Source organism: Aeribacillus sp. FSL K6-1121, from assembly GCF_038003725.1.
GTDB classification, from domain to species: Bacteria; Bacillota; Bacilli; order Bacillales; family Aeribacillaceae; genus Aeribacillus; species Aeribacillus composti.
This window is the reverse complement of the sequence record NZ_JBBOPS010000001.1, coordinates 520,930-546,802: the sequence shown is the minus strand read 5'-3', so window position 1 is coordinate 546,802 and position 25,873 is coordinate 520,930. Positions and strand designations below refer to the sequence as shown.

Below are 25,873 nucleotides of genomic sequence, written 5' to 3'. Positions count from 1 at the left end.
CTCTTTCCTGTTATGATATCTCATAGAAAAACAGGAATAACTTGTATTCGTTATCCCTGTCTCTTTATTTTTAACGTCGAATGAGCATTTTTCACAATTTCTTCAATTGTTTCCGTAAATTTTATGTCACCTTTTTCTTTTGCCCCTCCCCAATACAAATGGAGCAAAAACTCTATATTCCCGTTGCTGCCAGTGATCGGAGAGTACGATAAATGTAAGCAATCAAATCCTTCACTGATTGCAAAGGCCGTTATGTCATGCAAAACTTCCTCATGAACCCGAGCATCCTTCACAATTCCTTTTTTCCCGACTTTTTCTTTTCCTGCTTCAAATTGCGGCTTAATTAGCGCGACGCATTCACCAGTGGGCACCAAAATGGTTTTTAAAACAGGGAGGATCAATTTTAAAGAGATAAACGATACATCAATGGTAGCAAATTCCGGAAGCCCCTTTTGAAAATCCTCCGGCTTTACATAACGGAAGTTTGTCCGTTCCATCACGATGACACGTTCATCTTGACGCAGCTTCCAATCCAATTGATTATACCCGACATCCACCGCATAACATAATTTTGCGCCGTTCTGCAAGGCGCAGTCGGTAAATCCTCCCGTAGAAGAGCCGACATCTACCATAATTTTTCCTGCCACACTGATTTCAAATTGTTTCAATGCCTTTTCCAGCTTTAAACCGCCTCTTGAAACATAAGGGATCGCATCTCCCTTTACAGTTAACGGGATGTCGCGATCAATTTTTTCGCCAGGCTTATCCAATCGTTTTTCATTTGAATAAACAAGCCCGGCCATAACGGCCCTTTTTGCTTTTTCTCTCGTTTCTGCAAGTCCTCTTTCTACAAGCAATACATCTAAACGTTCCTTTTTACCCATATTTGATTCCTTTTTCTTTTTTTGGTATTACTTCGAGCACATTTTTTATTATTCCTTCTTTTGTTAATCCAATCTCTTCTAACAGTTTTTCCACGCTTCCATGCTCGATAAAGCGATCTGGAATTCCCATTCTTTTCATTGTAAGATTTGTAAAGCCATGCTTTTCAGCAAATTCTAATACCGAGCTGCCAAAACCGCCTTCAAGAACTGCTTCCTCTACTGTTAAAATCGGTATTCCTTCGTTGAAAATCTCAAGAAGCATTTTCTCATCAAGCGGCTTTAAAAAGCGGGCATTGACGACTCGAACGGAAACATTATTTTTGGCAAGTGCTTTCGCTGCATCCAATGCCATTTTAATCGTCGTTCCAAATGTTAAAATGACAGCATCTTTACCTTGTAAAAGAACTTCCCACGTACCGATCGGAATTTCTTTCAGCTCAGGATCAAGAGGCACACCCAATCCTGTTCCTCTCGGATAGCGAAGAGCGATCGGCCCTTCATCGTACTTCAGAGCCGTATAAACCATATGCTGTCCTTCATTTTCGTCTTTCGCCATCATTAATACAATGTTTGGTATATGGCGCAAAAAAGCGATGTCAAATACTCCCTGATGGGTTTCTCCGTCAGCTCCGACGAGTCCTGCGCGGTCAATTCCGAAAAACACATTTAAGTTTTGTCGGCAAATGTCATGAACCATTTGGTCATAACCGCGCTGCAAAAAGGTTGAATAGATTGCCAAAAACGGCTTCATATTGGCAGCAGCAAGTCCTCCTGCAAGCGTCACCGCATGCTGCTCGGCAATACCGACATCAAACATTCTGTCCGGAAATTCTTCTCGGAATTTTTCAAGTTTCGAACCAACCGGCATGGCTGGTGTAATTGCAACAATTCTTTCATCGTTTCTCGCTAATTTTCGAACTGTTTCACTTACTAATTCACTCCAAGACGGAGCCGATATTTTCGGTTTAACAAAATCGCCTGTTTCAATTTTATACGGGCCTGTTCCATGCCATGTTCCAACCTTGTCTTTTTCGGCAGGCAAATAGCCCTTTCCTTTTTTCGTGATAACATGCAGCAAAACAGGGCCTTTTGTTTTTTTGGCATAACTAATGTTTTCCATCAATGCCTGAAAATCATGTCCGTCAATCGGTCCAAAATAGGTAAAGCCAAGCTCCTCAAAAAACATGCCCGAAACGAATAAATATTTCAGACTGTCTTTAAGCCGTTCTGCTGTTGAGGCAAGCTTTCCTCCGACAGCTGGAATTTTTTTTAACAAGTATTCCAACTCTTCTTTTACCCAGTGATATTTGCCCGTTGTTCTTAATCTTCCAAGTATATGATGAAGAGCACCGACGTTTGGAGCAATAGACATTTCATTATCGTTTAACACAACAATAATATCCTTTTGTTCATGGCCGATGTGATTCAATGCTTCAAGCGCCATGCCTCCGGTTAAAGCACCGTCGCCGATAATCGGCACAATATATTCATCCGTTCCTTTTAAATCGCGGGCAATAACCATTCCCATTGCCGCAGAAAGTGAAGTTGAACTGTGCCCCGTTTCCCAAACATCGTGCTCGCTTTCTGAACGCTTCGGAAAACCGGACAATCCTTTATACTGCCTCAACGTATCAAACTCTTTCGCCCTGCCTGTCAAAATTTTATGAACGTACGCCTGGTGACCTACATCCCAAATAAATTTATCTTTCGGGCTGTCAAACATTTTATGTAAAGATATTGTCAGCTCAACTACTCCTAAATTTGGTCCAATATGTCCGCCGGTCACTGACAGCTTTTCAATTAAAAATTGGCGAATTTCCGCGCTCAATTGCTCCAGTTCTTTTATTGAAAACTTTTTCAGAAATTTTGGATTTTCGATGGACAATAGATCCAAAACGGATCACTCACTTTCGCTTTTTAGATATGCTTGCTTTTTTATGATTCTTTCCTTTTTTCTCTTTCATCAAAACAATATTAAATCTTTTTTCAAAAAAATAAAATATCTTTCCGACATAAAAAATAATCGGAGTTGAAAAACGGATTGCAAACGCCTTTCCAAACGCTTTTCCTCCGACAGTAAGAGCAGCTACAATGCTTGTGAATACGATTGAAATCGTAAACTCAAGCGCCGAAGTTTGACGGTCGGCAAACGTCAGCGCCAGCTGCACTACGACAACAGCCGAGGCTGTTCCGCTGATTATGCCGGAAATATCGCCAATAACATCGTTGCAAAAGTTCGAAAAGCGATCGGCATTTCGGATAATTTGAATGGCATGCTTGGCACCGCTCACACGCTTTGACGCCATCGCATGAAACGGAACCTCATCTGCTGATGTGGCAGCAATGCCGAGCATATCAAAAAAAATGCCGATTAAAACGATCACAAAAACGATCATCATACCGGCAGCCCATCCGACGCCTTCCAGAAGAACAGTTGATACAATTGAAAAAAGAGCCGCTAACACGAATGTGATAACGGCAATTCCTAAACTCCATCGTATTGAATATCGAATTAGCTCTTTCATCATGAAATGCATAACACCTGATTTCTATGTAAAAACTATATATAACGGAAATGGAGTGGTCATATATAGAGTAAACATTACGGCTTAGGTCCAGTAGGTTTTCCCAGTCAAGTACCAGGCGTTGCCGCCCCGGCGGTTTCCCTTTAAACCTGACTTAGCGCTGTCGCCAAACGCTAGACTGGATTGCCACTTAGTCCGTACTACAATCCTCTATATATGTCATGTGAACAGTCTAGGAGTTTTCCTCAAACAGCCTTTAGCCGGTTCCTAGCCTCTTTTGCAGAGCCGATTTCATATGTCACATAAGAAACTCTTTCATTGGCCATATGAAAAAGTTCCTTGTTTCCATAATCCCCTCGGCCTCCACTCAAGGCAGGCTACGCTGTCCGCGCCTCATTGCACTATGAAGCGCGTAGACAGGTTCATACCCATTTTGCACATAAAATGGGCCTCCGCGGAAAGAGGGTCAACGCCCACATGCCATTGTGGATCGCCCTCTAACCTTAACCCCCAGCATCAACCCAAGGCTGGGCGCCTCAAGCCAACACCAGGAACTTCATCGATGTGCCCTTTAGCGGATTTTTAGGCCCGCCTTCAGAACCGGAGGGCTGACTAGAATACTGCACCACTCCATCATGTTTTCTGACAGAATTATATCATATAGGAGTGTTTTCCTCAACTTGTTGGAGAATGCACACATTCAAATGCGAATCCCGTTCCTCACATTTTGTCGACCCGTTGGAGGTGCACCGAATTTTCATCGTTTAATGTTCGCGCTCCCCAATTAAATCACAAAACGATAATAGAAGCTCATTGTTTATGGAACATGTTTGCAAAATAGCCTTTGATGTTTCAATATGCTCCGACAATTTTTCCTTTGCGCCTTCCAAAGACAGTACGGACAAATACGTTGTTTTTTTATTCTCTTCATCGGAACCAACAGGCTTTCCGATCTTTTCTTCGTCTCCTTCAACATCTAATATGTCATCTTTAATTTGGAAGGCAATGCCTATATGGTATGCGAATTCCTTTAATTTATTTATTTCTTCAATCGACGCCTCAGCAATGATGGCACCTGCAATAATACTGAAAGCCAGAAGCTTTGCTGTTTTATGCTCATGAATATATTCAAGCTGTTTTAAAGTTAATTGTTTGTTTTCTCCTTCCATGTCGGCAACTTGTCCGCCAACCATTCCTTCTGCACCAGCCGCCTTTGAAAGCTCTGAAATGAGCGTCAATTTTACGCGATCTGAAAGCTCTTCAGCATCAGCAATCAGCCGAAAGCTTTCAGTCAGTAATCCGTCACCTGCCAGCACGGCTATGGCTTCTCCATATACTTTATGATTGGTCGGCTTTCCTCTTCTAAAATCATCATTGTCCATGCATGGAAGGTCATCATGAATGAGCGAATACGTATGAATCAATTCCACCGCACATGCGACCGGGTAACCAATTTTCTCTTCTTTTCCATACGAATGGAGAACGGCAAGCAAGAGCATAGGGCGCAGACGTTTCCCGCCGGCATTTAAGGAATAAAGCATCGATTCTTTAATAATTTTCGGGGCATTTAATCTTTCAATATATGTGGGAAGAACGGAATCAATGGCAGCTTTGCGCGTTTTTAAGTATTCCGGAAAAGACATCACTTTTGTTCTTCCTCCTGTGCTTGGAAAGGTTTGATCGTTCCATCTTCATCAAGAATAAAATCCAATTGCTTTTCAGCTTGCGTTAATTTTTCATGGCAAAGCTTTGAAAGCTTCATTCCTTCTTGAAAATATTGGATCGCCTGTTCTAATGGAACATCCCCGTCTTCTAATTTTAAAACAATTGCTTCCAGCTCTTTCATCGCTTCTTCAAACGTTAATTCTTTTTGATCATTCATGATCTTCTCTCCTCAATTTCAGATACTTCACAATGGATGGTCCCGTCCTGCAATTTAATTTGAATAAAATCCCCTTCAGCCGTTTGTTTTACGCTCTTTACCAGCTTATCTTGTTTATACACAAGGCTGTATCCACGTTCCATAATCTTTAATGGGCTGAGTGCATCAAGTTTAGAAGCCAATGCTTGAAAGCGATTCAGCTTCTGTTGATATAAAGCTGTCATCTCGCGCAGCATTTTTTTGTCCAGATCCTTCATTCTTGTCTTCGCCCGCTCAATTTGGTCATATGGAAGTTCGTTTTTAAGACGATTCGTCAATAACAAGTATCGGTTCGTTTGATCGCTTAAGTAACGTTTTCCTGCTTTTTTAAACCTTTCGAATAAAATGTCCAGCTCCTGTTCCTTTTGCATATAAAGCTTTTTCGGATATTTGAATGCATATGAGTTGGTTAAGCGGAAAAGCTTGAGCTTTTCCTTTTTGATCCGTTCCTTTAAAGCGTTCGTCATTCTAATGTTCCGTTCCCGGATCTTTTCGATTAAATCCGTTATATTAGGAACAGCCAGCTCTGCTGCTCCGGTTGGAGTCGGCGCCCGAAGATCGGCGACAAAATCTGCGATTGTATAATCTGTTTCATGGCCTACAGCAGATATAACGGGTATTTTTGATTTAAAAATTTCCCTTGCCACCATCTCTTCATTGAAAGCCCACAACTCTTCAATCGATCCGCCTCCTCTTCCAACAATGAGGACATCGAAATAACCGAGGGAGTTGGCAAGCTGTATTTTATTCACAATCGATTTTCCCGCTTGTACACCTTGAACAATTGCGGGAATAACCACCACTTTTGCCACAGGGTATCTTCGTTTGATCGTTGTGATGATATCCCTGACGGCTGCACCTGTCGGCGATGTGATCACACCGATCGTCTTTGGAAAGGCAGGAATCGTTTTTTTATGCTTGACATCGAACAGCCCTTCTTGCTCCAATTTTTTTTTCAGCTGCTCGAATGCAAGATAAAGCCCTCCTACTCCATCAGGCTCCATTTCCTTTGCATAAATTTGGTATATTCCTCCGGGCTGGTAAATGGTAATTTCACCGCGTACCAATACGTTCATCCCGTCCTCTGGGCGAAATGGAAGAGAACGGTTAAAACTTGAAAACATAACCGCCTGTATTCTGGCATGCTCGTCCTTTAACGTAAAATAAATATGTCCGCTGTCATGAATTTTTACGTTTGATAATTCGCCTTTTACCCAAATATCGCGCAAATGTGGATCAACATCAAATTTTCGCTTAAGGTATTTTGTTAACGCCGAAACGGTTACAAATTTTTTGTTACTCATGAACAACTCCTTTAAAGCAAGTTTATGGACGTACCCGCTTCTTTGCGGATTTAACCGTATTATAAACCAGCATCGTAATCGTCATTGGACCTACTCCGCCGGGAACAGGAGTAATGGCGCTTGCTTTTTCTTTTGCCTCATCAAATTTTACATCGCCTACAAGTTTTCCGTTCTCAAGTCTATTGACGCCAACATCTATTACGACTGCACCTTCTTTAATATGATCAGCACCTATGAAATGAGGACGCCCGACAGCAACGATTAAAATATCTCCTTGGATCGTATGCTCCCGTAAATTTTTCGTTTTCGAATGGCAATATGTAACCGTTGCATTTTCGTTTAGAAGCAATTGTCCGACCGGTTTTCCGACAATATTGCTTCTGCCAACAACGACAACATGCTTTCCGGGAATTTCGATATTTGCAGATTTGATCATTTCAACAATTCCGGCCGGTGTGCACGGCAAAAACGCATCCTGTCCCGTCATCATGCGTCCAACATTAATCGGATGAAAGCCATCCACATCTTTTTCTGGAGAAATTTTTTCAATGACTGCTGTTTCATCAATATGGTCAGGTAACGGAAGCTGAACAAGAATTCCGTCATAACGATCGTCCTGATTATATTTTTCTATCACTTCAAGCAGTTCTTCTTGTGAAATCGACTCCTCCAAATGTTCCAGCTTAAAAGAAACGCCGATTTCCTCCGAAGCTTTTTGCTTCCCCTTAATGTAAGAAAGGGAAGCAGGATTGTTCCCAACTAAAATAATGGCAAGGCCGGGTGTTACCCCTTTTTCCTTTAATTGTTCCACTTCTTTTTTTAACTCGCTTCGCATTTCTTTTGCCAATTCTTTTCCGTCAATAATCGTCGCCACCATCTTTTTCCTCCTAAGCTTTTTTTTCTAACTCTTCTTTTATACTTGAGAGGACACCATTTACAAATTTGCTCGACTGAACATCTCCGAACATTTTAGCAAGTTCAATCGCTTCATCAATTGTTACATTGAACGGAATATCCGGTTCATATTTCATCTCATATACAGCTAAACGCAAAATGGCACGGTCAATGTTAGCCAATCTTTCCAATTTCCAATTGGTTAAATTCCTTTTTATCAATTCGTCAATTTCGTTTTGATGTTCAACCGTTCCGAGTACAAGCTTATTTAAAAATGGATCATGTTCATTACCGTCCAAAACATGATTGATGGCTTCCTCAGGAAGCGCTTCAGCCAAGTCAATTTGAAACAGTGCCTGCAATGCCTTTTTCCTAGCTGTTCTCCGTTTCATCTTTTTGCTCCTTTTTTCAAACTATGTCGAAATGTCATATATGAATCATATCATAACTGCCTCTTGTATCACATATGAAAGTTTATCCGAAAAGAAATTTCAGAATCTTTCTTATTATTCTTTATTTTAAACAAAAAAGGGGAGGATATCCTCCGCCTTTACATTTCCTCTTGAATTTCAGGCTCTTCCGTCTTCGTTTCAAACTGAATGCCCACTACATGAATGTTGATTTCGTTGATTTCAAGCGCCGTCATCGTTAAAAGCGTTTGACGAATGTTTTCTTGTACTTTCTGTGCAACAGCCGGAATGGAAACCCCGAAATTCATGACACAATATACATCAATGACAATGCCTTCTTCACCTAAGTCTACTTTTACGCCTTTACCATGATTTTTTTTGCCAAAGCGTTCAGCGACTCCTGAAGCGAAATTGCCGCGCATTTGGGCTACCCCTTCTATTTCAGATGCGGCAATTCCGGCGATGACTTCAATGACTTCCGGAGCGATTTCCACTTTTCCAAAGCTTGCTTCATGATTCATTTCCAATCCTGTATCTTTCAAATAGTACACCTCCAAAATTATGACATGATTTTATAATTTTCAAGAAATCTAGTGTTGAACTCCCCGCTGATAAATTTTTCATGATCCATTAATTTCAGGTGGAAAGGTATGGTTGTATGCACTCCTTCTATAACAAATTCACTTAAAGCTCTTTTCATTTTGGCTATCGCTTCTTCCCTTGTCGCTCCGTGTGTAATCAGCTTTGCGACCATTGAATCATAATATGGCGGAATGGAATAGCCAGGGTAGCAGGCAGAATCAATGCGGACACCCGGTCCGCCCGGAGGCAGGTACATTTCGATTTTACCAGCTGAAGGCATAAAATTCTTTTCCGGGTTTTCTGCGTTAATTCTACATTCGATCGCCCAGCCGTTAAATGTAATGTCTTTCTGTTCAAAGCTTAGTGGTTCGTTTGCTGCAATCTTGATCTGCTCTTTGATCAGATCAATGCCTGTGACCATTTCAGTAACAGGATGCTCAACTTGAATGCGGGTATTCATTTCCATGAAATAAAATTGCTCATTTTTATAATCAAAAATGAATTCCACTGTACCTGCACCGGAATAACGCACCGCTTTGGCTGCTTTTACAGCCGCTTCCCCCATTTTATGTCGCATTTTATCAGATAGTGCAGGAGAAGGAGTTTCTTCCACCAGCTTTTGTAAGCGCCTTTGAATGCTGCAGTCCCTTTCACCTAAATGAACGACGTTTCCATGGTGATCGGCAAGAATTTGGATTTCAACATGGCGGAAATCTTCAATACATTTTTCAATGTAAACGCCTGGGTTTCCAAATGCTGTTTGCGCTTCCTGCTGAGTAATTTGGATCCCTTTCCGCAAGCTTTCTTCGTCATTCGCAACGCGTATTCCTTTTCCTCCGCCTCCGGCGGCTGCTTTAATAATGACTGGATAACCGATTTGATTTGCGATCTCAACTGCTTCCTCTTCGCTTTTAATGATCCCTTTTGACCCAGGCACAATCGGAACACCCGCCTGCCGCATTGTTTCCCTAGCAACATCTTTTTTTCCCATTTTTGTGATTGCTTCTGGACTAGGGCCTACAAAAACAATGTTGCAATCATTGCAAAGCTCGGCGAAATCAGCGTTTTCTGCCAAAAATCCGTAGCCTGGATGAATGGCTTCTGATCCAGTCAACGTCGCTACACTCACGATGTTCGTAAAGTTTAAATAGCTGTCTTTAGATGCAGTCGGTCCTATGCAATACGCTTCATCTGCAAGCTGAACATGCAAGGAGTCTTTATCCGCCTCAGAATATATGGCGACTGTTTCGATCCCTAATTCCTTGCAGGCGCGTATGATTCTTACTGCAATTTCTCCTCTGTTTGCTATCAGCAATTTTTTAAACATTTTCTTTCCCTCACTCTGGTTTTACAAGGAATAATGGTTGTCCGTATTCAACAAGCTGACCGTTCTCAACTAAAATGTCGACAATTTCGCCTTTTACTTCCGCTTCAATCTCATTAAATAATTTCATTGCCTCTACAATGCAAACAACGGTATTCTCTTTTACTTTTGATCCTATTGTAACATAAGGATCTGCATCTGGGTTTGGAGCAGCATAAAATGTGCCGACCATCGGCGAAGTAATTTTATGTAAATTTTCTGTTTTCTGCTCGCTTTCTTCTTTCGGCAAATGCACCTCTTTTTTCGGCTGTTCTAAAGATTCAGCAGCTGGCTGCTTTGGCAAAGCTTGAATTTCAGAAGCATTGTTATAGACAACATGCTGACCAGCGCGAGCCGCAGTTTTTTTTAATTGGACCTTTGCCCCTTCGCTTTCATATGTAAATTCATCAATGGATGAATCATCGATCAATTTGATGATTTCCTTTATTTCCTTAAAATTTAACATGAAAAAACACTCCTTAAAATGAATTCCAATTTGCTAGATATTATCATCAAGTATTAAAAGTAACTATCATTTATGATACGATAACTTTTTGCTAAAATTCAATAACTATTAAAAATATGAGCAAACAATTCAAAGCAGCTTTTTCTTCACATGAAAAAATCCCCGATTTTTTTCGGGGAGTCATGTTACTTTGCTATTTCAAATGTTACGGCAACATCCTGCATGGACTGGATTTCATCCTTCACCAATTGAATCAGTTCGTTTGCTTGCTGCGGGGAGTGTTCTTTCGCTTTTACGGTAATTCTCACCTTGTCTCCATCAGCGCGAACTAATGCATCCTCGTAGCCTTTTGTTTTGATAAGTGTTTCTAATACCTTCTCTTTCTCTGACAGCTTGGATAATTCGCGCATCTCCTCATATGCATTGTTTTTTTCCTCAGATGAGACATCATTGGACCCAATAATTGTCTCCAGCTCCTGCTTGCGTTCACTTCTTTCATCTTCCACTTCCATTCTCAGCGCAGTAAATAAATCATCGTCCGTTATTGTGGAGACTACCGATCCATCTTCTGCGCTGGACTGCTTGCTCGATTGTTCTTTTTCTTGCTGCTTCGCATCAGTTTTTTGTTGCTCTGTTTGTTCTTTATTATTGTCATTTCCGCTTTCTTTTTCATTCGAATTCGTCTCTGTATCCGTCAACACCACATCAGGGGAAGATCCTCCTTCAGGAGATGTAATGTAATAAACGGACAGCACAACAACTAAACTTAACATGGTTAATAACCAAACAGTTTGTTTTTTTAACATGTCAAGCATCCTCCTTTACTTTTTTGGCAATACGGCTACTCTATGACTATCGACATCAAGCACCCTTGTAACTGCATCGGTGATCATTTTTTTTATTTGAACGTTTTCAGCACCTTTTGCTACTACTAACACTCCGCGTATTTTCGGCTTTTCGGTTTTTACAACGATGGGTGATTCTTGATCCCCTTTTCGAATGATTACCACTTGTTCGTCAACAGATTTATCTTCCACCTGCCGCTTTCCGCCTTCACGGTCCGTCTCATCTGTCGTTTGGTTTTGAATCGAGCGATTTTTTTCCAACACACTTTCAGATGAAGAGTCAACATTGACAATAACTTCTACCTCACCTACGCCTGAAATGGACTGAAGCGCTCCTTTTAGCTCATTTGCATACTGCTGTTCATAACGTTCAATTGTTCCTTTTTCACTTGTTGTTTGTTTAAATGCGGGCTCAACATCCTCTTCTTCTGCAGCGGTGTTTATCGTTTCTACTGTTTTGCTTTCGCCGGATAAAAAACTGCCGATCAGCATAAAAGCGATTCCAAGCGTCAAAAGTATAAGCATGAATGGATAGGTGGCTGATTTTTTGAGCATATCTCGTCCGGGAAGAAGAGAGGCTAGTCGCTGCAAAAAATTTTTCCTATCATTCACTTAGGCCGCCTCCTTCCATTTCAATCGAAATTTTTTCTTTCGATACTCCCCATGTTTCAGCAAGCTGGGCAATTATTTCGTTTTCATTTGCGAGCATTTTTTTGTCTTCTTCGTTCATGTTGATTTCAACCGGTTTAACCGTTTCAACCGTGTGGGGAAGATCTTTTTCTTCCACGAAAACTGTAACTTGCTTTAAATCGTTTTCTGATTCAATCTTCTCTTTTGTTTCATCAACCGAAAGATGAATTTTTTGAACCTTTAAACCATAGTTTTCTACCAGCTCCTCTTCCGCTAAATTTTTCATTTGGACAGCCATTTGTTCTAAAATATATGCACGGTTGTTAGCTTGTATTTCATTTTTCTTAAATTCTATTGATTTTTTTATTGAATCTTCTTTTGCTTCCGAGTTCAGCAGCTCCTCGGATAACAAGTTCGGAAAATCATAGGAAAATATTTTTAAAATCGGCGTAAGAATGACAGACACTAATAATAAACTAACAACGACTTTTACATATTTTTGCATTGCGGATCTCGGCAGCAGCATATCTAAAATAATGGCAATAAAAATAAATAATATGATATTAGTGACCCATTCGGTGATGAATGACATATACCACCACTCCTATCGAACCATCATGGTGACATTGCTCGCTGCGATAATAACTGTAATGCTTAAAAAAAACATGAACGATACAAGGATCAGTGCCGCTAGTATATAGATGATGCTCTTGGAGATGATGTCTAAACAGGAGATAATCTCTCCCGGCCCTAAAGGCTGCAAAACGGCAGCGGCAAATTTATAGATAAAGGCAATCGCCAGTACTTTCATTGCCGGAAAAATGGTGATCAAAAAGAGAATGGCAACACCAATGACGCCAATTGTGTTTTTTAACAGCATCGATGCGCTGAAGAGCGTATCAGCCGCTTCCGTAAACATTTTTCCAAGCACAGGTATAAAGTTTCCCGTTATAAACTTTGTCGTCCGCAAGGCGATCCCGTCTGTCACAGCTGCCGTCGCCCCCTGGACAGAAATCACTCCTAAAAAAATGGTTAAGAAAATGCCTAAAAGCCAGATGCTAATGCTTCTGAACAGCTGAGCAAGCTGAGTAACTTTATATTGATCCGTCATCGTGCTGATTAAAAATAACAAAGAAGACAAAAACAGCAGAGGGAGAACAATTTTTTCAATCAACAAACCGCTTCCGTTCATCAAGAAAATGGTAATGGGGTGAAAAAATGCAGCCGAAGCAACTCCTCCAGATGACGCCATTAAAGCTATTAACATCGGAATTAAGGCTAGAAGAAAGCTTGTCATCCCGTTAATCGCATTCGTTGCATAGGAAATGGCTACGTGAAAACTGTTTAAAGCTAAAATGACAAGCACCATATAAACAATGGAGTAAGCAACTTTGCTCACATTTTTTTCTTCAAAGGCGTTTTGTAAATGCTGGAGAAGAACGCTAAATATCGTTAAAATGATAATGGTTCCAAGAAGCTTTCCGTTTGCCAAGATTTCATGTAAAAGAAATTTCAAAATGCCAACGGCCCACTCTTTTATAGAAAATTGTTTTTCACCTTTAATAAAATCCATCAAGCTTCCCTTCTGGCTTTCCGGAAGAAGTCCTCCGTATGTCGTCATAATGTCATTCCAAAAATTTTTAATTTCCTCAATCCCAAGCTCGTCCATTTGTTCTGCCATATATTCTTGTTGAATCGCTTCTTCTTTTGGAGGATCTGCCGAGGAATTTTGCTCTTGAGAGGCTTGTACCATGTTTGGCACAGCGAAAGCAAAAAACGCCAAAAAAAGGATGCCGCGAAAAAATGATGACTGAATCCCCATCACCCCCTTAAAATTATATATTTGGGAGAAGCTTAATCATCGTTTGTATAATCACCGTCATGATCGGAATTGCCATAGATAAGATTAAAATTTTCCCTGCCAATTCAATTTTGGATGCAATGGAGCCTTGTCCGGCATCTTTCGTAATTTGCGCACCAAATTCAGCAATATAGGCAATTCCGATGATTTTTAAAATGGTTTCGACATAAATCAAATCAATGCTTGCTTCATTCGCAATTCTTTCGACCATTCGAATCAATTCATAAATTTGATCCACTAAAAAAAGAAAAATGGAGACACCGGTAAAGACGATTAATAGAAAGGCAAAGGTCGGCTTTTGTTCTTTTATGACAAGAGCGAGCAAAGTTGCAATCAATCCTAGCCCGACAATTTGAAAAATTTCAATCTCCAAAACCTCCTATCCTTGAAAAAGAAAAACCGCTTTAATTTTTTGGAACAAATCGTTGACAATGGAAGCAACCATAAAAAGTATGTAAATAAATCCCAACAATGTAACCCATTGGGCGTACTCTTTCTTCCCCATTTGATCTAAAATGGTATGAAGAAACGCAACGATAATTCCGATTCCAGCGATTTGGAAAATTGTGTTGACGTCAACACCCATGTCCCTTTCTCCTCCCAGCTTATATCGCTACATCAAAAGAATGATAATGAGCAATCCCGCTAAAAATCCTAAGCTTTTCGTCATTTTTCCGTAATGCTCTTGATTAAACAGCGCTTCTTTTTCTTCTTTTTCCAAATGAGCCATTGTCAATTTAATATGCTTTTGCTGGCTGATTAAATCATGCTGCCCCAATGTTTCTCCAAATTGCTTTAAAACTTCCAATTCCCCTTCCTTCAGCGATGTATAAGGCCATATTTCAAGCAGACTGCTTTCCCATGCACTTTTCACATCAATGTCGCCTTGCGATAATTTCTCAGAAAATAATGTAAATAGATTAGAAAGCGGAGGGGCTGCCTGTTTGGCAATATGAAGCGATGCATCCTGCAATGGTGTGTGGCCGTACATGATCTCAGCTTCCAAGCTTTGCAAAGAAACCTTTAATTGCCGCAATTGTCTTGTCCGCTCTGTCAATCTTTTAGCCGAATCAAACCCAATCCATGTTGTTGCTAATAAGATGAATAAAGACCCTAACAATTTCATCGCTATTTCACACCTGCTTTATACACAATCTCTTTTTCTTTTTTTCCAAATATACGGGAAACCGTCCCTGGAGTACCTTTTTTCTCCAATTCCATGTATCGGTCAAAAATGCCTAATTGAATAAGTTCTCTTAAGGTCGGACGGTGCAGCAAATCTTCAAAGCATTCGCCATGAGCGCTCACAAACAGCTGAACACCGCTGTTCACAGCTTCCATTAATGCATCGGTATCTTCCTTACGCCCTATTTCATCAGCAATAATGATGTCAGGGCTCATCGAACGGATCAACATCATCATCCCGTCTGCTTTCGGGCATCCGTCCAATACATCAATGCGAAGACCAAAAGTAAATTGCGGAATTCCTTTTACACTGCCGGCTATTTCTGATCTTTCATCCACAATGCCGACCTTTTGAGGCGGGATCGTTTTAACCCCAGTACTTATGATCCGGGCAAAATCACGCAGCAGAGTCGTTTTTCCTGATTGGGGAGGTCCAAAAATAAGCGTATTTAACCATTTTTTTTCATATACATAAGGAATATATTGCTCAGCCAGGCCTATTTTCTCCCTTGCTATCCGGATATTAAAAGATGTAACGTGCCGTATGGCTTTGACATTGCCGTTTTCTGTAATCACTTTTCCAGCAAGGCCGATCCGGTGCCCTCCTCCAATCGTAATAAAACCTCTCTTTAATTCTTCCTCCAGTGTGTAAATCGAATATTGGCTGATCTTGTTTAAAATCATCATCCCGTCTTCTTTTGTCGCCTCGTAGTGAAGAAAGTGCGGTTTGCCGAAAGCGATGATTTCAATCGGCTTGTACAAACGTATGCGAATTTCTTCCATCTGTTCAAAAAAAGAAGAAGGAAGCTGCTTTAATTCATTTGCAATTGTTTCGGGAAAAATTGAGATGATTTCTTTCAATCTTCCTTCCCCCTTTAATACCTTATTTATTTTCAATGTATGCAAGCTTGGCCACTTTATGACTACCGTTTCTCTTATTCCTTTTTTTTGCATTTATCATTTCAATAGAATTTGATAGAATTTTCTGATTTTAACAGTTATAATGGAGTTAGGGGGTGGTGAGTGAATGTTGGTTCAAATTTATGATGGACTTGTATGGCTTCTTGCGGCTTTTATTTATATTGTTATACCTTTTGCCGTTTTCAGTGAATTGAGGAAAAAGAAAAAAGCGTGGATGGATCATTAAAGGTGGACAAGCTGTATTTGAATCCTGTTCAAAAAAAGGCCAGGTTGGAAAGCTTGTGTATTCTGATCTTTTATAAACGATTGCGAAAATAGCTATAAAATCTTTCTTTTCAAAAAAATAACCCACAGAAATCAGTTAGAATTCTGCGGGTCTTTTCGTTTTCTTTGACTTTTTTCATTATTTTTTTTAAGAATAATTACGCACGGGAAACATAAGAACCGTCAGAAGTATTGACGATAATAACGTCCCCTTCATTAACGAAAAACGGCACTTGCACGACAAGCCCTGTTTCAAGCGTAGCCGGTTTAGAGCCGCCTGATGCAGTGTCCCCTTTAATGCCAGGTTCTGTTTCCGTAACAGTTAATTCAACCGTGTTCGGAAGCTCAATTCCGATTGTTTCGCCTTGATACATCATGATGTATACTTCCATATTTTCTTTCAAAAACTTCAACTCATATTCAATTTGTTTTGAAGTAAGCTCAATTTGTTCATACGATTCTGTGTCCATGAAAACGTGCTGATCGCCATTTGCATACAAATATTGCATTTTCCGGGTGTCAATTTGAGCACGTGCTACTTTTTCGCCAGCCCGAAACGTTTTTTCTTGGATGGCACCTGTCCGAAGGTTGCGCAATTTTGAACGAACGAACGCCGCCCCTTTACCAGGCTTTACATGCTGGAATTCAAGAACGCGCCAAATCCCCCCATCGACTTCAATCGTTAAACCTGTACGAAAATCATTTACAGAAATCATATTTGGTCCTCCTATTACATTTTCTTTAACAACATTGATTGGGGCACTCGCTAGAGAATGATGAGCTCTTTCTTCGAATGAGTCAACACTTCATTTCCGTGCTCAGTGATCAAAATATCATCCTCAATTCTTACCCCGCCTTTTCCTGGAAGGTATATACCAGGTTCAACCGTGACCACCATGCCTGGCTGAAGAACGGTATCAGAGCGAGCTGATAGTGTCGGTCCTTCATGGATTTCAAGTCCGATTCCATGTCCAGTTGAATGACCGAAATATTCCCCGTACCCTTTATCCTCAATGTAGGTACGTGTAACAGCATCCGCTTCCCTTCCAGTCATTCCAGACTTGATTTCGCGCACGCCTTTCTTTTGTGCTTCAAGCACGATGTTATAAATTTCTTTCATTTCATCTCCAGGATCTCCAACAGCAATTGTCCGCGTCATATCTGAACAGTATCCTTTATAATAGGCGCCAAAGTCAAACGTTACAAGCTCTCCCTTTTCAATTGGTTTTTCACTTGCTACACCATGGGGAAGGGCTGACCGATAACCTGACGCGACAATCGTATCGAAAGATGAGGAAGCTGCTCCTTTTTTTCGCATAAAAAATTCGAGCTCATTCGCTAGTTCAATCTCTCTCACACCTGGACGGATCATATGTAAAATGTGTGTAAAGGCAGCATCAACGATTTCAGCGGCTTCCTTTAATATCTTAATCTCTTCATCAGTCTTTATCAAGCGCAACTTTTCCACAATATTTGAGACAGGAACGAATTCAATCCCTTTTAAAACATCCTTGTACGATGTGTATGTTGAATAAGAAAGATGATCCTGCTCAAACCCGAGCGTTTTGATCCCCATTTTCTTCGCCTGCGCAGCGACTTCTTCAAAAATCGATCCTGAATGCTGCACGATTCTAAAATGCTTTACTTGTTTTTTTGACTGTTCTACATACCGGAAATCGGTAATAAAGCATGCATCCTCTTTTGCCACCAGTGCGACCCCGGCCGTACCTGTAAATCCCGTCAAATAGCGGCGGTTATATTCGTTTGTAATGAGCATGCCGTCAATATTTAACTGTTCCATTTGTGAACGAACTTTTTCAAGCTTCATGTGTTTCCTCCCTGATCAAATGTAGTAAAGATAAAGCTGCCAATTGATAGCCGTAAAACCCTAAGCCAATTATTTGCCCTTGTGTCACCGGTGCTGTGACAGAATGATGCCGGAACGGTTCCCGTTGATTTGTATTGGAGATATGGACTTCAATTACCGGTTTTGAAATGCTGGCAATTGCATCCCGTATCGCATAGCTGTAATGAGTAAAAGCTCCTGGATTTAAAATCACTCCATCAAATTGTTGATCGGCTTCATAAAGCTTATCGATAATCTCTCCTTCATGATTCGATTGAAAAAAAGAAAATTGAACTTGTTTTTTTTCACCGAGAGATTTCAATTCATTTTCCAAATCTGCCAATGTTTTTTTTCCGTAAATATGCGGCTCCCTCACGCCTAAATAATTTAAATTCGGGCCATTGATTACAAGTATTCTCTCCATCGATTACACCTTTCTATCATGTATTAAAAAAGAATGTCCAGTATTATGAACATTCTACCATAAGATTCTTGATCTCTCATCATTTAGTTTATGATTGGATCTTGTGACCCTGACACAGTTCTATAATCTCATCATTTAGTTTATGATTGACGCTCCCCATATTCGTAGGAAATGGAATACCCGACAAAAACGCCAAACAGCACATACAAGCAGATGGAGGTGACAATGGTATTTGTACCAAGCCGACCGAGCGGATCGATTTTTAGAAAAGCCGGTCCCAGCCAGCAAAAAACAACGGCCCACAGCGCGACTCCGAAAACAATGCCTCCCCATATTGACCGAACTTTTTTGAACAGAACATAATATAAAAATGCAGTAAGTATAGAAATGATGCCTATGAAGGCAGCTCCCGCAAAATGCCCAGCGACTCCGTTCTTCCAATTATCAAAGGCAAATAACATGAGAGCTCGATTTGGCCCGATTTTCGTAAAGTTCAACACATACGCTAAATATCCTATCAAACTCCATAATACTCCGCCAGTAAAACCAATGACAACAATTTTCAGAAAAAAGGATCGGAATGGTTCTTTTTTCTTTTCCTTACCAGTAGAATTCTTTTTTTCGCTGTTAAGCATCCGTCCACCTCCCTTTTTTAATATGTCCACTTTTCTTTTCTTGATGAATTTTTCATGAAAAGTTTATTTTTTGTATAAAAAAATTTATTTCATTCATACTAAATAATGATAAAGTTTTTCACGCCGCCCTATTGGAAAAAAGACACATCCAACCTAGAGGTTTCATCTAATTTTTTGTAGAATAGTAATAAATAAAACTTTTCAATAGCTTTTTTATTATATAGATAGGCAGGTTGGTGCGTCATGAAAAACGAAAAGACTATGTATGGCGGGCAAGCGGTAATTGAAGGAGTTATGTTTGGAGGGAAGCATCATTTCGTCACAGCGATCAGGAGAAAAGACAATTCAATTGATTTTTTTCAATTGCCGCGAAAAAAACATCCTATATTATCCCGCTTCAAAAAAATTCCTTTTATTCGCGGAATTGCCGCCATTATTGAAGCAAGCGCAAACGGCTCCAAGCATTTAAGCTATTCTTCAGATCGATACGATGTTGATCCAGCCGATGATGAAAAATTATTGTCAGAAGAAAAAAAAGAGTCGAAGCTTTCACTCATTTTAGGAGCTGCTGCTGTCGGAGTGCTGTCATTTTTGCTTGGCAAATTTATCTTTACTTTAATTCCAGTGTTTATCGCAGAATGGTTCAGGCCGATCATCTCATCGGATGTGGGGCAAATTTTGCTCGAAGGCTTTTTTAAGCTTTTGCTGTTGCTTGCTTATATTTATTTCATCTCGATGACTCCTTTAGTAAAGCGTGTTTTTCAATACCATGGGGCTGAGCATAAAGTGATTAACGCCTATGAAAACGGGCTCGCTTTAACTGTTGAAAATGTACAAAAACAATCAAGACTTCATTATCGATGCGGTTCCAGTTTCATTTTGTTTACGGTTATTGTTGGAGTATTTGTGTATCTGCTCGTTCCGACAGACCCGCTTTGGCTTCGCGTTGTTGACCGAATCGCTCTTATACCGGTTGTTCTCGGCATTTCATTTGAAGTATTGCAGTTTACAAATAAGCTTCGGCATAAGCCTGTTTTAAAATATCTTGGTTATCCAGGACTATGGCTTCAGCTGCTGACGACAAAAGAACCTACAGACGATCAAGTGGAAGTAGCGATTGCAAGCTTTCAAAAGCTGCTTTTATTGGAAGAAGAGACGGAAAAAATGGAGCGTATTGGTTGATTTGATAAACGAGAGCTTTTCTTTTTCTTGAAAACGACTGATGGAGGTGGCCTTTAGATGAACCGTTTTCCCGTCCATCCCGTATTCGCCGTTATCGCTACTTTAGGAGGTTTAGGGCTTATTTATATGCTCTTTTTCAATCCAAAGACTTTTTTCAAATTATTTATTTGGGCGGTTGTCATCGGGATCATCATCCTCATTTATCGCTTAGTGATGAAAAAACGTACAAATAATGAGTATTCACAGTTTTTAAAAGCTGCGAAAAGATCGAAAAAAAGATTTAAAGATAAAAAGATACATCATGCTCAAAAGCACGTACTCCACAAAAAAAACAAAACGGCTATCTCTGCTAAAAGGCGGAGAGAAAACAATCATTTGACAGTCATCGAAGGTAAAAAAGGAAAAAAGAAAAATAGAGCTCTTTTCTAATAGGACCATTTTTTTAAAAAGGTTTCCGTTTTTTCTTTGCCGAGCTGAATTAATTCCTGTTTCTTCTCATTCGTAATTTTAAATTCCGTCGTTAAAATATTTTCAACCGGAATAAAAACGATGCTGCGTTCATGCCTTGTAGCAATATGCCTTGCATCGTGCGCTTCTTTCATCGTTTCAAATAACGCATGAAACATTGATAAAGCGTTTTTTATTTCATTTTTTGGCCTTTCCTCTATATGCGCGCTAAGCTGAAAACCGAGGATCGGTCTTTTTTTTATTTTTCCATCAAAAAGCCAAATCGGGAAATTGCTGAGCACTCCTCCATCGACAACAATACTGACGCCATCCTTCGTCCATAGTTTGACAGGTTCAAAAAAATACGGGAGGCATGAGCTCATTCTGACTGCCTTTGCAACAGAAAATCTATTAGGATTGATTCCATATTTGCTTAAATCGTCCGGCAATACAACAATTTTTCCGTTCGTAAGGTCGGAGGCAATCACACGAAGCTTTCCTTTCGGCAAATCTGCAAATGTTGAAACTCCTTTTGCTTTTAATTTTTCTTCCATCCATTCTTCTAAAAATTGTCCTTTATATAGTCCCATCCGCCAATAAACACTGATCCATTTCATGAGCATAAATGACATAATTCCTTTTCTTTTATCTAAAAACTTTCGCAGCTCTAAGCTGTCCATCAAAGAAAGGATTTCATCACTTTTGTAGCCGGCTGCAATGAGAGCGGCAATGATCGAACCGGCGCTCGTGCCAGCAACCCTGGCGAATTCAAATCCTTTTTCCTCCAAGGCCTTGTATGCTCCAATAAAAGCGAAGCCTTTGATCCCTCCACCAGAAAAAACACCGTCAATTTTCAAAGCATTCCCTCCTTACTATTCCGTTACTACATTTTAAGAAGGGAAAACGATGTTTAGAAGTTTGTTTTCAATAAAAGAATAAAGCAGCAGAACAAGTCTGCCGCTTTATTATAATCCACATTTCAATTGGGCACCGCATTTTGTACAAGTATTGCAGCCGCCGATTTCTTGAACCTTTCCTTCCCGGCAAACAGGACATGTATTGCCGACTTCGTTGCCATATGTGACATCAGTTGAGCGCAAATCTTGAACAGTGTTCATTAACACAACTTTACCTTCATTTTCTTTCGTCGATTCCGGAATGTCGTCATTCAATACATTTTCTTCCGCTTTTAATGTCAGGACTTGGGTATCACGGCTTCCGTCTACATAAACAGTTCCGCCTTTTGCTCCGCCCTTCCATAGGCGCTCATATACTTTTTGCACTTGATCAACTGTATAGCCTTTCGGCGCATTTACTGTTTTGGAAAGGCTTGAATCGACCCATCGTTGAATGATGCATTGCACATCGGCATGAGCTTCAGGCGACAAGTCCATCGCTGACACAAACCAATGCGGTAAATGATTCGGATCAGCTTCCGGATGTTCGTTTAAATATTCTTGAACGATATCCGCTTTTACTTCAATAAATTTGCCAAGACGCCCGCTTCGGTAGTACGAGAAGGAGAAATATGGCTCAAGACCTGTAGAAACGCCAACCATAGTGCCAGTTGATCCTGTCGGTGCTACCGTCAGCAAATGCGAGTTGCGAATACCATATTTTAAAATGTTTTCGCGAATATCTTCCGGCATTTTTTTCATATATCCTGTATTAATGAAGGCTTGTCTTAATTTTTGCGTCTCTTCCTCCGTTTCGCCGACTAGGAACGGGAAGCTGCCTTTTTCTTTTGCCAGTTCTATTGATGCCCGGTATGCGGTCGTTGCGATTACCTTAAACACTTCATCAACAAGCTTGTTGCCGTCCTCTGCTCCATATTCTTTTTCGCAGTAGATAAGCAAGTCCGCCAAACCCATAACGCCTAAGCCGATGCGCCGTTCACCCAGCGCTTGCTTTTTGTTTTCTTCGAGAAAATAAGGCGTAGCATCAATGACATTATCTTGCATTCTGACGCCGATTTCCACAGTTCGTTTGAGCTTTTCATAGTCAACAGCTTTCTTTTCCTTGTCGACCATCTTCGCCAAGTTTACTGCTGCTAAGTTGCAGACGGAATATGGTGCAAGAGGCTGTTCACCGCACGGATTTGTTGCAACAACCTTTTGACCGTATGCTCTTGCGTTCGTCATATCATTGGCATTGTCAATGAAGAAAATACCTGGCTCCGCTGAATAGGTTGCACAAATGTTAATCAGCTTCCAAAGCTCTCTTGCGCGAATTTTGCGGTACACGCGCACGCGATGCCCCATTTTCTCCCACTCGCGCACATCGCCAACTTTATGCCATTCTTCATTGTAAATCTTCATTTCTTCATCATTGTAGCTTTCCACATCTGGGAAGCGAAGCTCATACTCCCGATCTTCTTCCACTGCTTCCATAAACTCTTTCGTCAAGCAGACAGAAATGTTAGCGCCTGTTAAAAATTCCGGATTATGAACAGTATATGTTCCTCCGACTCGAAGCTTTAATTCCGCCTCTCTAATAACAGCGTCTGAAAAGCCTCCTTTGCCCGGAACATTTTTAAAGTTGACAATTCCTTGATACATGTCGCGCTCTTGCTGTGTAAGAGGAACAAATTTGAGCTTGTCTTCAGCCGCCTTCTTAATTCCTTCATCATTTGTATTTTCAATTAAGTAGCGCAAAATGCGCGGGTTTTGCATTTTGGAAACGATAAATTCAATGATGTCAGGATGCCAGTCGGCCAGCATAATCATTTGGGCTCCTCGCCGTGAGCCACCTTGTTCAACAAGATGGGTTAATTTTGCAATGTCATCCAGCCACGACACAGATCCTGATGATTTGCCGTTTACACCTCGGGCTAATGTGTTTCTTGGTCTCAATGTTGAACCGTTCGTGCCGACACCGCCTCCGCGGCTCATAATTTCCATTACTTGTTTGCGGTGTTCAGAGATCCCTTCACGGGAATCTTTTACAAAGGGCATGACATAGCAGTTAAAATACGTCACTTCGGTTCCTGCTCCTGCGCCGTAAAGAACCCGGCCAGCCGGAATAAAATGCAGATTGACGAGCTCTTGATAAAATTTTTCAAACCATTCTTTTCTTTTTTCTTCTGTTTTTTCAACAGCAGCAAGACCTGTTGCATTTCTTTTGGCAATTTGTTCATAAAAAATTTCAAGCGGTTTTTCGATGACATCTAAAGAGCGAACGATGATTCCCGTCTCCCGTTCTTCAGGCTTTTCAAGAGTATGACGAAACTCTTCTTCGACCTGAACCTTTGCCTTTTTATTTTCCCAATCAATTTCTTTAATGTAACCTAGCCCTCTTGCAGGAAATTTTGGATCTTCCTTGATCGTCAGCACTACAAAATCGCCTTCAGATAGCGTAATTTTTTCAGTGTCTTTAAATGAATACCTGTCCAGCATTACAAGGCGCGAAACACCTTTGTGCGTGATTTTCATATCTTCCGTAATCGGATGCACCTGCGGGAAAAGGCTGATATCTTTATTCAGCTTCTCCACATCAATTTTCATTTTCTCATTCAGCGCCACTGTCATATTCACAACTCCCTTAAAAATATCGTACTTGATATACGTTACCACATTTAGATGATATTATCAACGAAAAAATAACAATATATTGTGCTAAAGAACATTTGTTTGCTCTATATATTGTATGATATACGCTACATTATGAAAATGTCAAATGTAAAACTAACCAAAAAAAGAAGCAAGGAAAAGAAATTTAATGATCTTAGAATCATTCCGGCTGTATTTGAAGAAATTTGTCAGTTGCAGTTTTTGAAAACACATCGGCACCTTGATTTACAAGCAACGATCCATTTCATTTTGATCATACAAAAAACGGCATGTTCGCCGCTTCATCTTCTAAAATTCCATTCTTCTGTTTCATATTTCTCTTTAGCCAGTTTTTTCACATACTCTTCTTGTTCGCTAGACAATTGATACGGTCTCAGCTCAATATCAAGCCCGTATTCAAACCCTTTTTTAAAAGCGCTCCATGCCTCTTCCATTGTGACGGGAGTTTCTCTAAGGTCGTTGATCGCCACCGCTTTATTTTTAAAGTTTTTCTCTAATCTTTCCCTGACTCGCTCATTAGGATATTTAAACAAGTCGAACAGCAGCTTTTCATCTAAATCTAGCAATATCGAGCCATGCTGCAGGATAACGCCTTTCTGGCGAGTTTGGGCACTCCCGGCAACTTTTCTTCCTTCAACTACCAGCTCATACCAAGACGGTGCATCAAAGCATACAGATGACCGTGGATTTTTCAAATGCTGTTTTTCTTCATCCGTTCTTGGAATTGCAAAATGAGCGTCTAAGCCTAACAAGCGAAATCCATGCAAAATTCCTTCCGAAATTACACGATAAGCCTCTGTCACGGTTTTGGGCATTCGCGGATGATCTTCGGATACGATGACGCTATATGTAAGCTCCTTGTCATGCAGCACGCCCCTTCCGCCTGTTGGTCTTCGTACAAAGCCAAGGCCGTGTCGTCTTACAGCATCCATATCAATTTCTTTTTCAACCTTTTGAAAATAGCCGATGGATAATGTCGGCGGATTCCATCCGTAAAAACGAATCGTCGGAGCGATTTTTCCTTCACTGTGCCAGTCCAATAAAGCTTCATCAAGAGCCATATTGTAAAAAGGGGATGAAAAGCCAGAATCAATATAATTCCATATTTCTTTTCCCATATCGCAACCCTCTTTATTTTATATTTGCTTTTTTAGTCTATCAAATGAAGAGGATATTGTTAAATAAAACGCCCGAAAAGAAATGACATTTCCATTCTTGTTTTATATAATAAATGTTGTCCAACATTCGTATGTATGTTCACATGAACTTCAAACAAATAAATTCAAACAAATAAAAAGGAGTCGAACAAGCGTGGAATGGTCATTGCTCATTCTTGCAGCTATTATCATTTATTTTTTGGCCACATTTTTATATCAAAAAAAGATTATGAAAGGATTAACGGAGGAAGAATTTAAAGCCGGCTATCGGAAAGCGCAGCTCATCGATGTGCGGGAGCCGAATGAATTTGAAGGTGGCCACATTTTAGGAGCAAGAAATATTCCCCTTTCCCAATTGAGACAGCGCTATAAAGAAATCCGCCCAGACAAACCGGTTTATTTATATTGCCAGTCAAGTGCAAGAAGCGGGCGAGCCGCACAAATGCTGAAGAAAAAAGGCTATCAGGAGCTCTATTATTTAAAGGGCGGCTTTAAAAAGTGGACTGGAAAAATTAAAAAGGGGAAATAAAATCAAGTATAAAAGATAAGGATTCGCAA

At 40.4% G+C, this 25,873-nt stretch carries 29 protein-coding genes; 3 read left to right on the top strand and 26 right to left on the bottom strand.

Annotated features, from left to right (window positions below):
* Nucleotides 1-50 precede the first annotated feature (50 nt).
* The 23 genes from NSQ61_RS02745 to NSQ61_RS02635 form a co-directional block, all read right to left on the bottom strand.
* On the bottom strand, nt 51-884 hold the full coding sequence (locus tag NSQ61_RS02745) for a TlyA family RNA methyltransferase (RefSeq protein WP_063388131.1): 834 nt from the start codon (nt 882-884) through the stop codon (nt 51-53).
* A complete protein-coding gene (gene dxs / locus NSQ61_RS02740; protein WP_063388130.1) occupies nt 877-2,778 on the bottom strand; it encodes a 1-deoxy-D-xylulose-5-phosphate synthase in 1,902 nt (633 codons plus the stop codon). The genes NSQ61_RS02745 and dxs overlap by 8 nt, the downstream gene beginning before the upstream one ends.
* Before the next feature lie 10 nt (nt 2,779-2,788).
* A complete protein-coding gene (locus NSQ61_RS02735; protein WP_094246530.1) occupies nt 2,789-3,409 on the bottom strand; it encodes a hypothetical protein in 621 nt (206 codons plus the stop codon).
* Between the two features lie 764 nt (nt 3,410-4,173).
* Nucleotides 4,174-5,052 (bottom strand): polyprenyl synthetase family protein, encoded by an 879-nt coding sequence (locus NSQ61_RS02730; RefSeq protein ID WP_063388129.1) that lies wholly within the window; start codon nt 5,050-5,052, stop codon nt 4,174-4,176.
* Nucleotides 5,052-5,291: an exodeoxyribonuclease VII small subunit gene (locus tag NSQ61_RS02725; protein WP_063388128.1), complete on the bottom strand. Its 240-nt coding sequence runs from the start codon at nt 5,289-5,291 to the stop codon at nt 5,052-5,054. The genes NSQ61_RS02730 and NSQ61_RS02725 overlap by 1 nt, the downstream gene beginning before the upstream one ends.
* Nucleotides 5,288-6,634 carry an exodeoxyribonuclease VII large subunit gene (gene xseA / locus NSQ61_RS02720; RefSeq protein ID WP_063388127.1) on the bottom strand — a complete coding sequence of 449 codons (1,347 nt, stop codon included), beginning with the start codon at nt 6,632-6,634 and terminating at the stop codon, nt 5,288-5,290. The genes NSQ61_RS02725 and xseA overlap by 4 nt, the downstream gene beginning before the upstream one ends.
* Before the next feature lie 22 nt (nt 6,635-6,656).
* Entirely contained in the window at nt 6,657-7,511 is an 855-nt protein-coding gene (folD, locus tag NSQ61_RS02715; protein ID WP_066247612.1) for a bifunctional methylenetetrahydrofolate dehydrogenase/methenyltetrahydrofolate cyclohydrolase FolD, read from the bottom strand.
* A 10-nt stretch (nt 7,512-7,521) separates the two neighbouring features.
* Nucleotides 7,522-7,920, bottom strand: a complete 399-nt coding sequence (gene nusB, locus NSQ61_RS02710; protein ID WP_063388125.1) for a transcription antitermination factor NusB — start codon at nt 7,918-7,920, stop codon at nt 7,522-7,524.
* A 158-nt stretch (nt 7,921-8,078) separates the two neighbouring features.
* The gene (locus NSQ61_RS02705; protein WP_063388124.1) at nt 8,079-8,480 is read right to left on the bottom strand and encodes an Asp23/Gls24 family envelope stress response protein; all 402 of its coding nucleotides are present in this window, start codon (nt 8,478-8,480) and stop codon (nt 8,079-8,081) included.
* Between the two features lie 17 nt (nt 8,481-8,497).
* Nucleotides 8,498-9,847, bottom strand: coding sequence for an acetyl-CoA carboxylase biotin carboxylase subunit (gene accC / locus NSQ61_RS02700; RefSeq protein WP_063388123.1), 1,350 nt, complete (start codon nt 9,845-9,847; stop codon nt 8,498-8,500).
* A 10-nt stretch (nt 9,848-9,857) separates the two neighbouring features.
* Entirely contained in the window at nt 9,858-10,349 is a 492-nt protein-coding gene (accB, locus tag NSQ61_RS02695; protein ID WP_063388122.1) for an acetyl-CoA carboxylase biotin carboxyl carrier protein, read from the bottom strand.
* A 185-nt stretch (nt 10,350-10,534) separates the two neighbouring features.
* Nucleotides 10,535-11,155 (bottom strand): SpoIIIAH-like family protein, encoded by a 621-nt coding sequence (locus tag NSQ61_RS02690; protein ID WP_063388121.1) that lies wholly within the window; start codon nt 11,153-11,155, stop codon nt 10,535-10,537.
* 15 nt (nt 11,156-11,170) lie between these two features.
* The gene (gene spoIIIAG / locus NSQ61_RS02685) at nt 11,171-11,806 is read right to left on the bottom strand and encodes a stage III sporulation protein AG (protein WP_232515569.1); all 636 of its coding nucleotides are present in this window, start codon (nt 11,804-11,806) and stop codon (nt 11,171-11,173) included.
* Nucleotides 11,799-12,416 (bottom strand): stage III sporulation protein AF, encoded by a 618-nt coding sequence (gene spoIIIAF / locus NSQ61_RS02680; RefSeq protein WP_063388120.1) that lies wholly within the window; start codon nt 12,414-12,416, stop codon nt 11,799-11,801. Before spoIIIAF ends, spoIIIAG begins: the two co-directional genes overlap by 8 nt.
* Nucleotides 12,417-12,428: 12 nt before the next feature.
* The gene (spoIIIAE, locus tag NSQ61_RS02675) at nt 12,429-13,646 is read right to left on the bottom strand and encodes a stage III sporulation protein AE (RefSeq protein ID WP_094246192.1); all 1,218 of its coding nucleotides are present in this window, start codon (nt 13,644-13,646) and stop codon (nt 12,429-12,431) included.
* Nucleotides 13,647-13,659: 13 nt separating this feature from the next.
* Nucleotides 13,660-14,058 (bottom strand): stage III sporulation protein AD, encoded by a 399-nt coding sequence (spoIIIAD, locus tag NSQ61_RS02670; protein ID WP_094246193.1) that lies wholly within the window; start codon nt 14,056-14,058, stop codon nt 13,660-13,662.
* 6 nt (nt 14,059-14,064) lie between these two features.
* A complete protein-coding gene (spoIIIAC, locus tag NSQ61_RS02665; protein ID WP_063388118.1) occupies nt 14,065-14,271 on the bottom strand; it encodes a stage III sporulation protein AC in 207 nt (68 codons plus the stop codon).
* Between the two features lie 27 nt (nt 14,272-14,298).
* Complete coding sequence (gene spoIIIAB, locus NSQ61_RS02660; RefSeq protein ID WP_063388117.1) at nt 14,299-14,811, bottom strand: stage III sporulation protein SpoIIIAB; 513 nt, start codon at nt 14,809-14,811, stop codon at nt 14,299-14,301.
* 2 nt (nt 14,812-14,813) lie between these two features.
* Nucleotides 14,814-15,731, bottom strand: coding sequence for a stage III sporulation protein AA (gene spoIIIAA, locus NSQ61_RS02655; protein ID WP_340805832.1), 918 nt, complete (start codon nt 15,729-15,731; stop codon nt 14,814-14,816).
* Between the two features lie 482 nt (nt 15,732-16,213).
* On the bottom strand, nt 16,214-16,771 hold the full coding sequence (gene efp / locus NSQ61_RS02650) for an elongation factor P (RefSeq protein WP_063388115.1): 558 nt from the start codon (nt 16,769-16,771) through the stop codon (nt 16,214-16,216).
* Between the two features lie 50 nt (nt 16,772-16,821).
* Entirely contained in the window at nt 16,822-17,883 is a 1,062-nt protein-coding gene (locus tag NSQ61_RS02645) for a M24 family metallopeptidase (RefSeq protein WP_094246194.1), read from the bottom strand.
* Nucleotides 17,873-18,325: a type II 3-dehydroquinate dehydratase gene (gene aroQ / locus NSQ61_RS02640; protein ID WP_063388113.1), complete on the bottom strand. Its 453-nt coding sequence runs from the start codon at nt 18,323-18,325 to the stop codon at nt 17,873-17,875. Before aroQ ends, NSQ61_RS02645 begins: the two co-directional genes overlap by 11 nt.
* A gap of 140 nt (nt 18,326-18,465) precedes the next feature.
* Nucleotides 18,466-18,960 (bottom strand): YqhR family membrane protein, encoded by a 495-nt coding sequence (locus NSQ61_RS02635; RefSeq protein WP_063388112.1) that lies wholly within the window; start codon nt 18,958-18,960, stop codon nt 18,466-18,468.
* Between the two features lie 243 nt (nt 18,961-19,203).
* On the opposite strand from NSQ61_RS02635, the gene NSQ61_RS02630 reads away from it, so the two are divergent.
* Nucleotides 19,204-20,142: a DUF1385 domain-containing protein gene (locus NSQ61_RS02630; RefSeq protein ID WP_066247604.1), complete on the top strand. Its 939-nt coding sequence runs from the start codon at nt 19,204-19,206 to the stop codon at nt 20,140-20,142.
* A 57-nt stretch (nt 20,143-20,199) separates the two neighbouring features.
* Complete coding sequence (locus NSQ61_RS02625; RefSeq protein WP_340805830.1) at nt 20,200-20,571, top strand: SA1362 family protein; 372 nt, start codon at nt 20,200-20,202, stop codon at nt 20,569-20,571.
* Here NSQ61_RS02625 and NSQ61_RS02620 read toward each other — a convergent pair.
* The 3 genes from NSQ61_RS02620 to NSQ61_RS02610 form a co-directional block, all read right to left on the bottom strand.
* Nucleotides 20,568-21,446, bottom strand: coding sequence for a patatin-like phospholipase family protein (locus NSQ61_RS02620; RefSeq protein ID WP_063388109.1), 879 nt, complete (start codon nt 21,444-21,446; stop codon nt 20,568-20,570). The two genes, NSQ61_RS02625 and NSQ61_RS02620, sit on opposite strands and share 4 nt — an antisense overlap.
* A gap of 108 nt (nt 21,447-21,554) precedes the next feature.
* A complete protein-coding gene (locus NSQ61_RS02615) occupies nt 21,555-24,116 on the bottom strand; it encodes a vitamin B12-dependent ribonucleotide reductase (protein WP_063388108.1) in 2,562 nt (853 codons plus the stop codon).
* A gap of 323 nt (nt 24,117-24,439) precedes the next feature.
* Complete coding sequence (locus NSQ61_RS02610) at nt 24,440-25,276, bottom strand: lipoate--protein ligase family protein (RefSeq protein ID WP_063388107.1); 837 nt, start codon at nt 25,274-25,276, stop codon at nt 24,440-24,442.
* 193 nt (nt 25,277-25,469) lie between these two features.
* Between NSQ61_RS02610 and NSQ61_RS02605 the strand changes: the two genes are divergently transcribed.
* Entirely contained in the window at nt 25,470-25,844 is a 375-nt protein-coding gene (locus tag NSQ61_RS02605; RefSeq protein ID WP_063388106.1) for a rhodanese-like domain-containing protein, read from the top strand.
* The last annotated feature ends 29 nt before the right edge of the window (nt 25,845-25,873 follow it).

Bases quoted from the DNA above. Each gene is read 5' to 3' on its own strand.
- spoIIIAC (WP_063388118.1), bottom strand. From the start codon at position 14,271: ATGGGTGTTGACGTCAACACAATTTTCCAAATCGCTGGAATCGGAATT.
- accC (WP_063388123.1), bottom strand. From the start codon at position 9,847: ATGTTTAAAAAATTGCTGATAGCAAACAGAGGAGAAATTGCAGTAAGA.
- nusB (WP_063388125.1), bottom strand. From the start codon at position 7,920: ATGAAACGGAGAACAGCTAGGAAAAAGGCATTGCAGGCACTGTTTCAA.
- spoIIIAF (WP_063388120.1), bottom strand. From the start codon at position 12,416: ATGTCATTCATCACCGAATGGGTCACTAATATCATATTATTTATTTTT.
- NSQ61_RS02635 (WP_063388112.1), bottom strand. From the start codon at position 18,960: ATGCTTAACAGCGAAAAAAAGAATTCTACTGGTAAGGAAAAGAAAAAA.
- efp (WP_063388115.1), bottom strand. From the start codon at position 16,771: ATGATTTCTGTAAATGATTTTCGTACAGGTTTAACGATTGAAGTCGAT.
- spoIIIAB (WP_063388117.1), bottom strand. From the start codon at position 14,811: ATGAAATTGTTAGGGTCTTTATTCATCTTATTAGCAACAACATGGATT.
- NSQ61_RS02730 (WP_063388129.1), bottom strand. From the start codon at position 5,052: ATGTCTTTTCCGGAATACTTAAAAACGCGCAAAGCTGCCATTGATTCC.
- NSQ61_RS02735 (WP_094246530.1), bottom strand. From the start codon at position 3,409: ATGAAAGAGCTAATTCGATATTCAATACGATGGAGTTTAGGAATTGCC.
- NSQ61_RS02725 (WP_063388128.1), bottom strand. From the start codon at position 5,291: ATGAATGATCAAAAAGAATTAACGTTTGAAGAAGCGATGAAAGAGCTG.
- NSQ61_RS02645 (WP_094246194.1), bottom strand. From the start codon at position 17,883: ATGAAGCTTGAAAAAGTTCGTTCACAAATGGAACAGTTAAATATTGAC.
- accB (WP_063388122.1), bottom strand. From the start codon at position 10,349: ATGTTAAATTTTAAGGAAATAAAGGAAATCATCAAATTGATCGATGAT.
- NSQ61_RS02610 (WP_063388107.1), bottom strand. From the start codon at position 25,276: ATGGGAAAAGAAATATGGAATTATATTGATTCTGGCTTTTCATCCCCT.
- xseA (WP_063388127.1), bottom strand. From the start codon at position 6,634: ATGAGTAACAAAAAATTTGTAACCGTTTCGGCGTTAACAAAATACCTT.
- NSQ61_RS02625 (WP_340805830.1), top strand. From the start codon at position 20,200: ATGAACCGTTTTCCCGTCCATCCCGTATTCGCCGTTATCGCTACTTTA.
- NSQ61_RS02615 (WP_063388108.1), bottom strand. From the start codon at position 24,116: ATGACAGTGGCGCTGAATGAGAAAATGAAAATTGATGTGGAGAAGCTG.
- NSQ61_RS02745 (WP_063388131.1), bottom strand. From the start codon at position 884: ATGGGTAAAAAGGAACGTTTAGATGTATTGCTTGTAGAAAGAGGACTT.
- NSQ61_RS02630 (WP_066247604.1), top strand. From the start codon at position 19,204: ATGAAAAACGAAAAGACTATGTATGGCGGGCAAGCGGTAATTGAAGGA.
- NSQ61_RS02690 (WP_063388121.1), bottom strand. From the start codon at position 11,155: ATGTTAAAAAAACAAACTGTTTGGTTATTAACCATGTTAAGTTTAGTT.
- folD (WP_066247612.1), bottom strand. From the start codon at position 7,511: ATGGTGGCGACGATTATTGACGGAAAAGAATTGGCAAAAGAAATGCGA.
- aroQ (WP_063388113.1), bottom strand. From the start codon at position 18,325: ATGGAGAGAATACTTGTAATCAATGGCCCGAATTTAAATTATTTAGGC.
- spoIIIAE (WP_094246192.1), bottom strand. From the start codon at position 13,646: ATGGGGATTCAGTCATCATTTTTTCGCGGCATCCTTTTTTTGGCGTTT.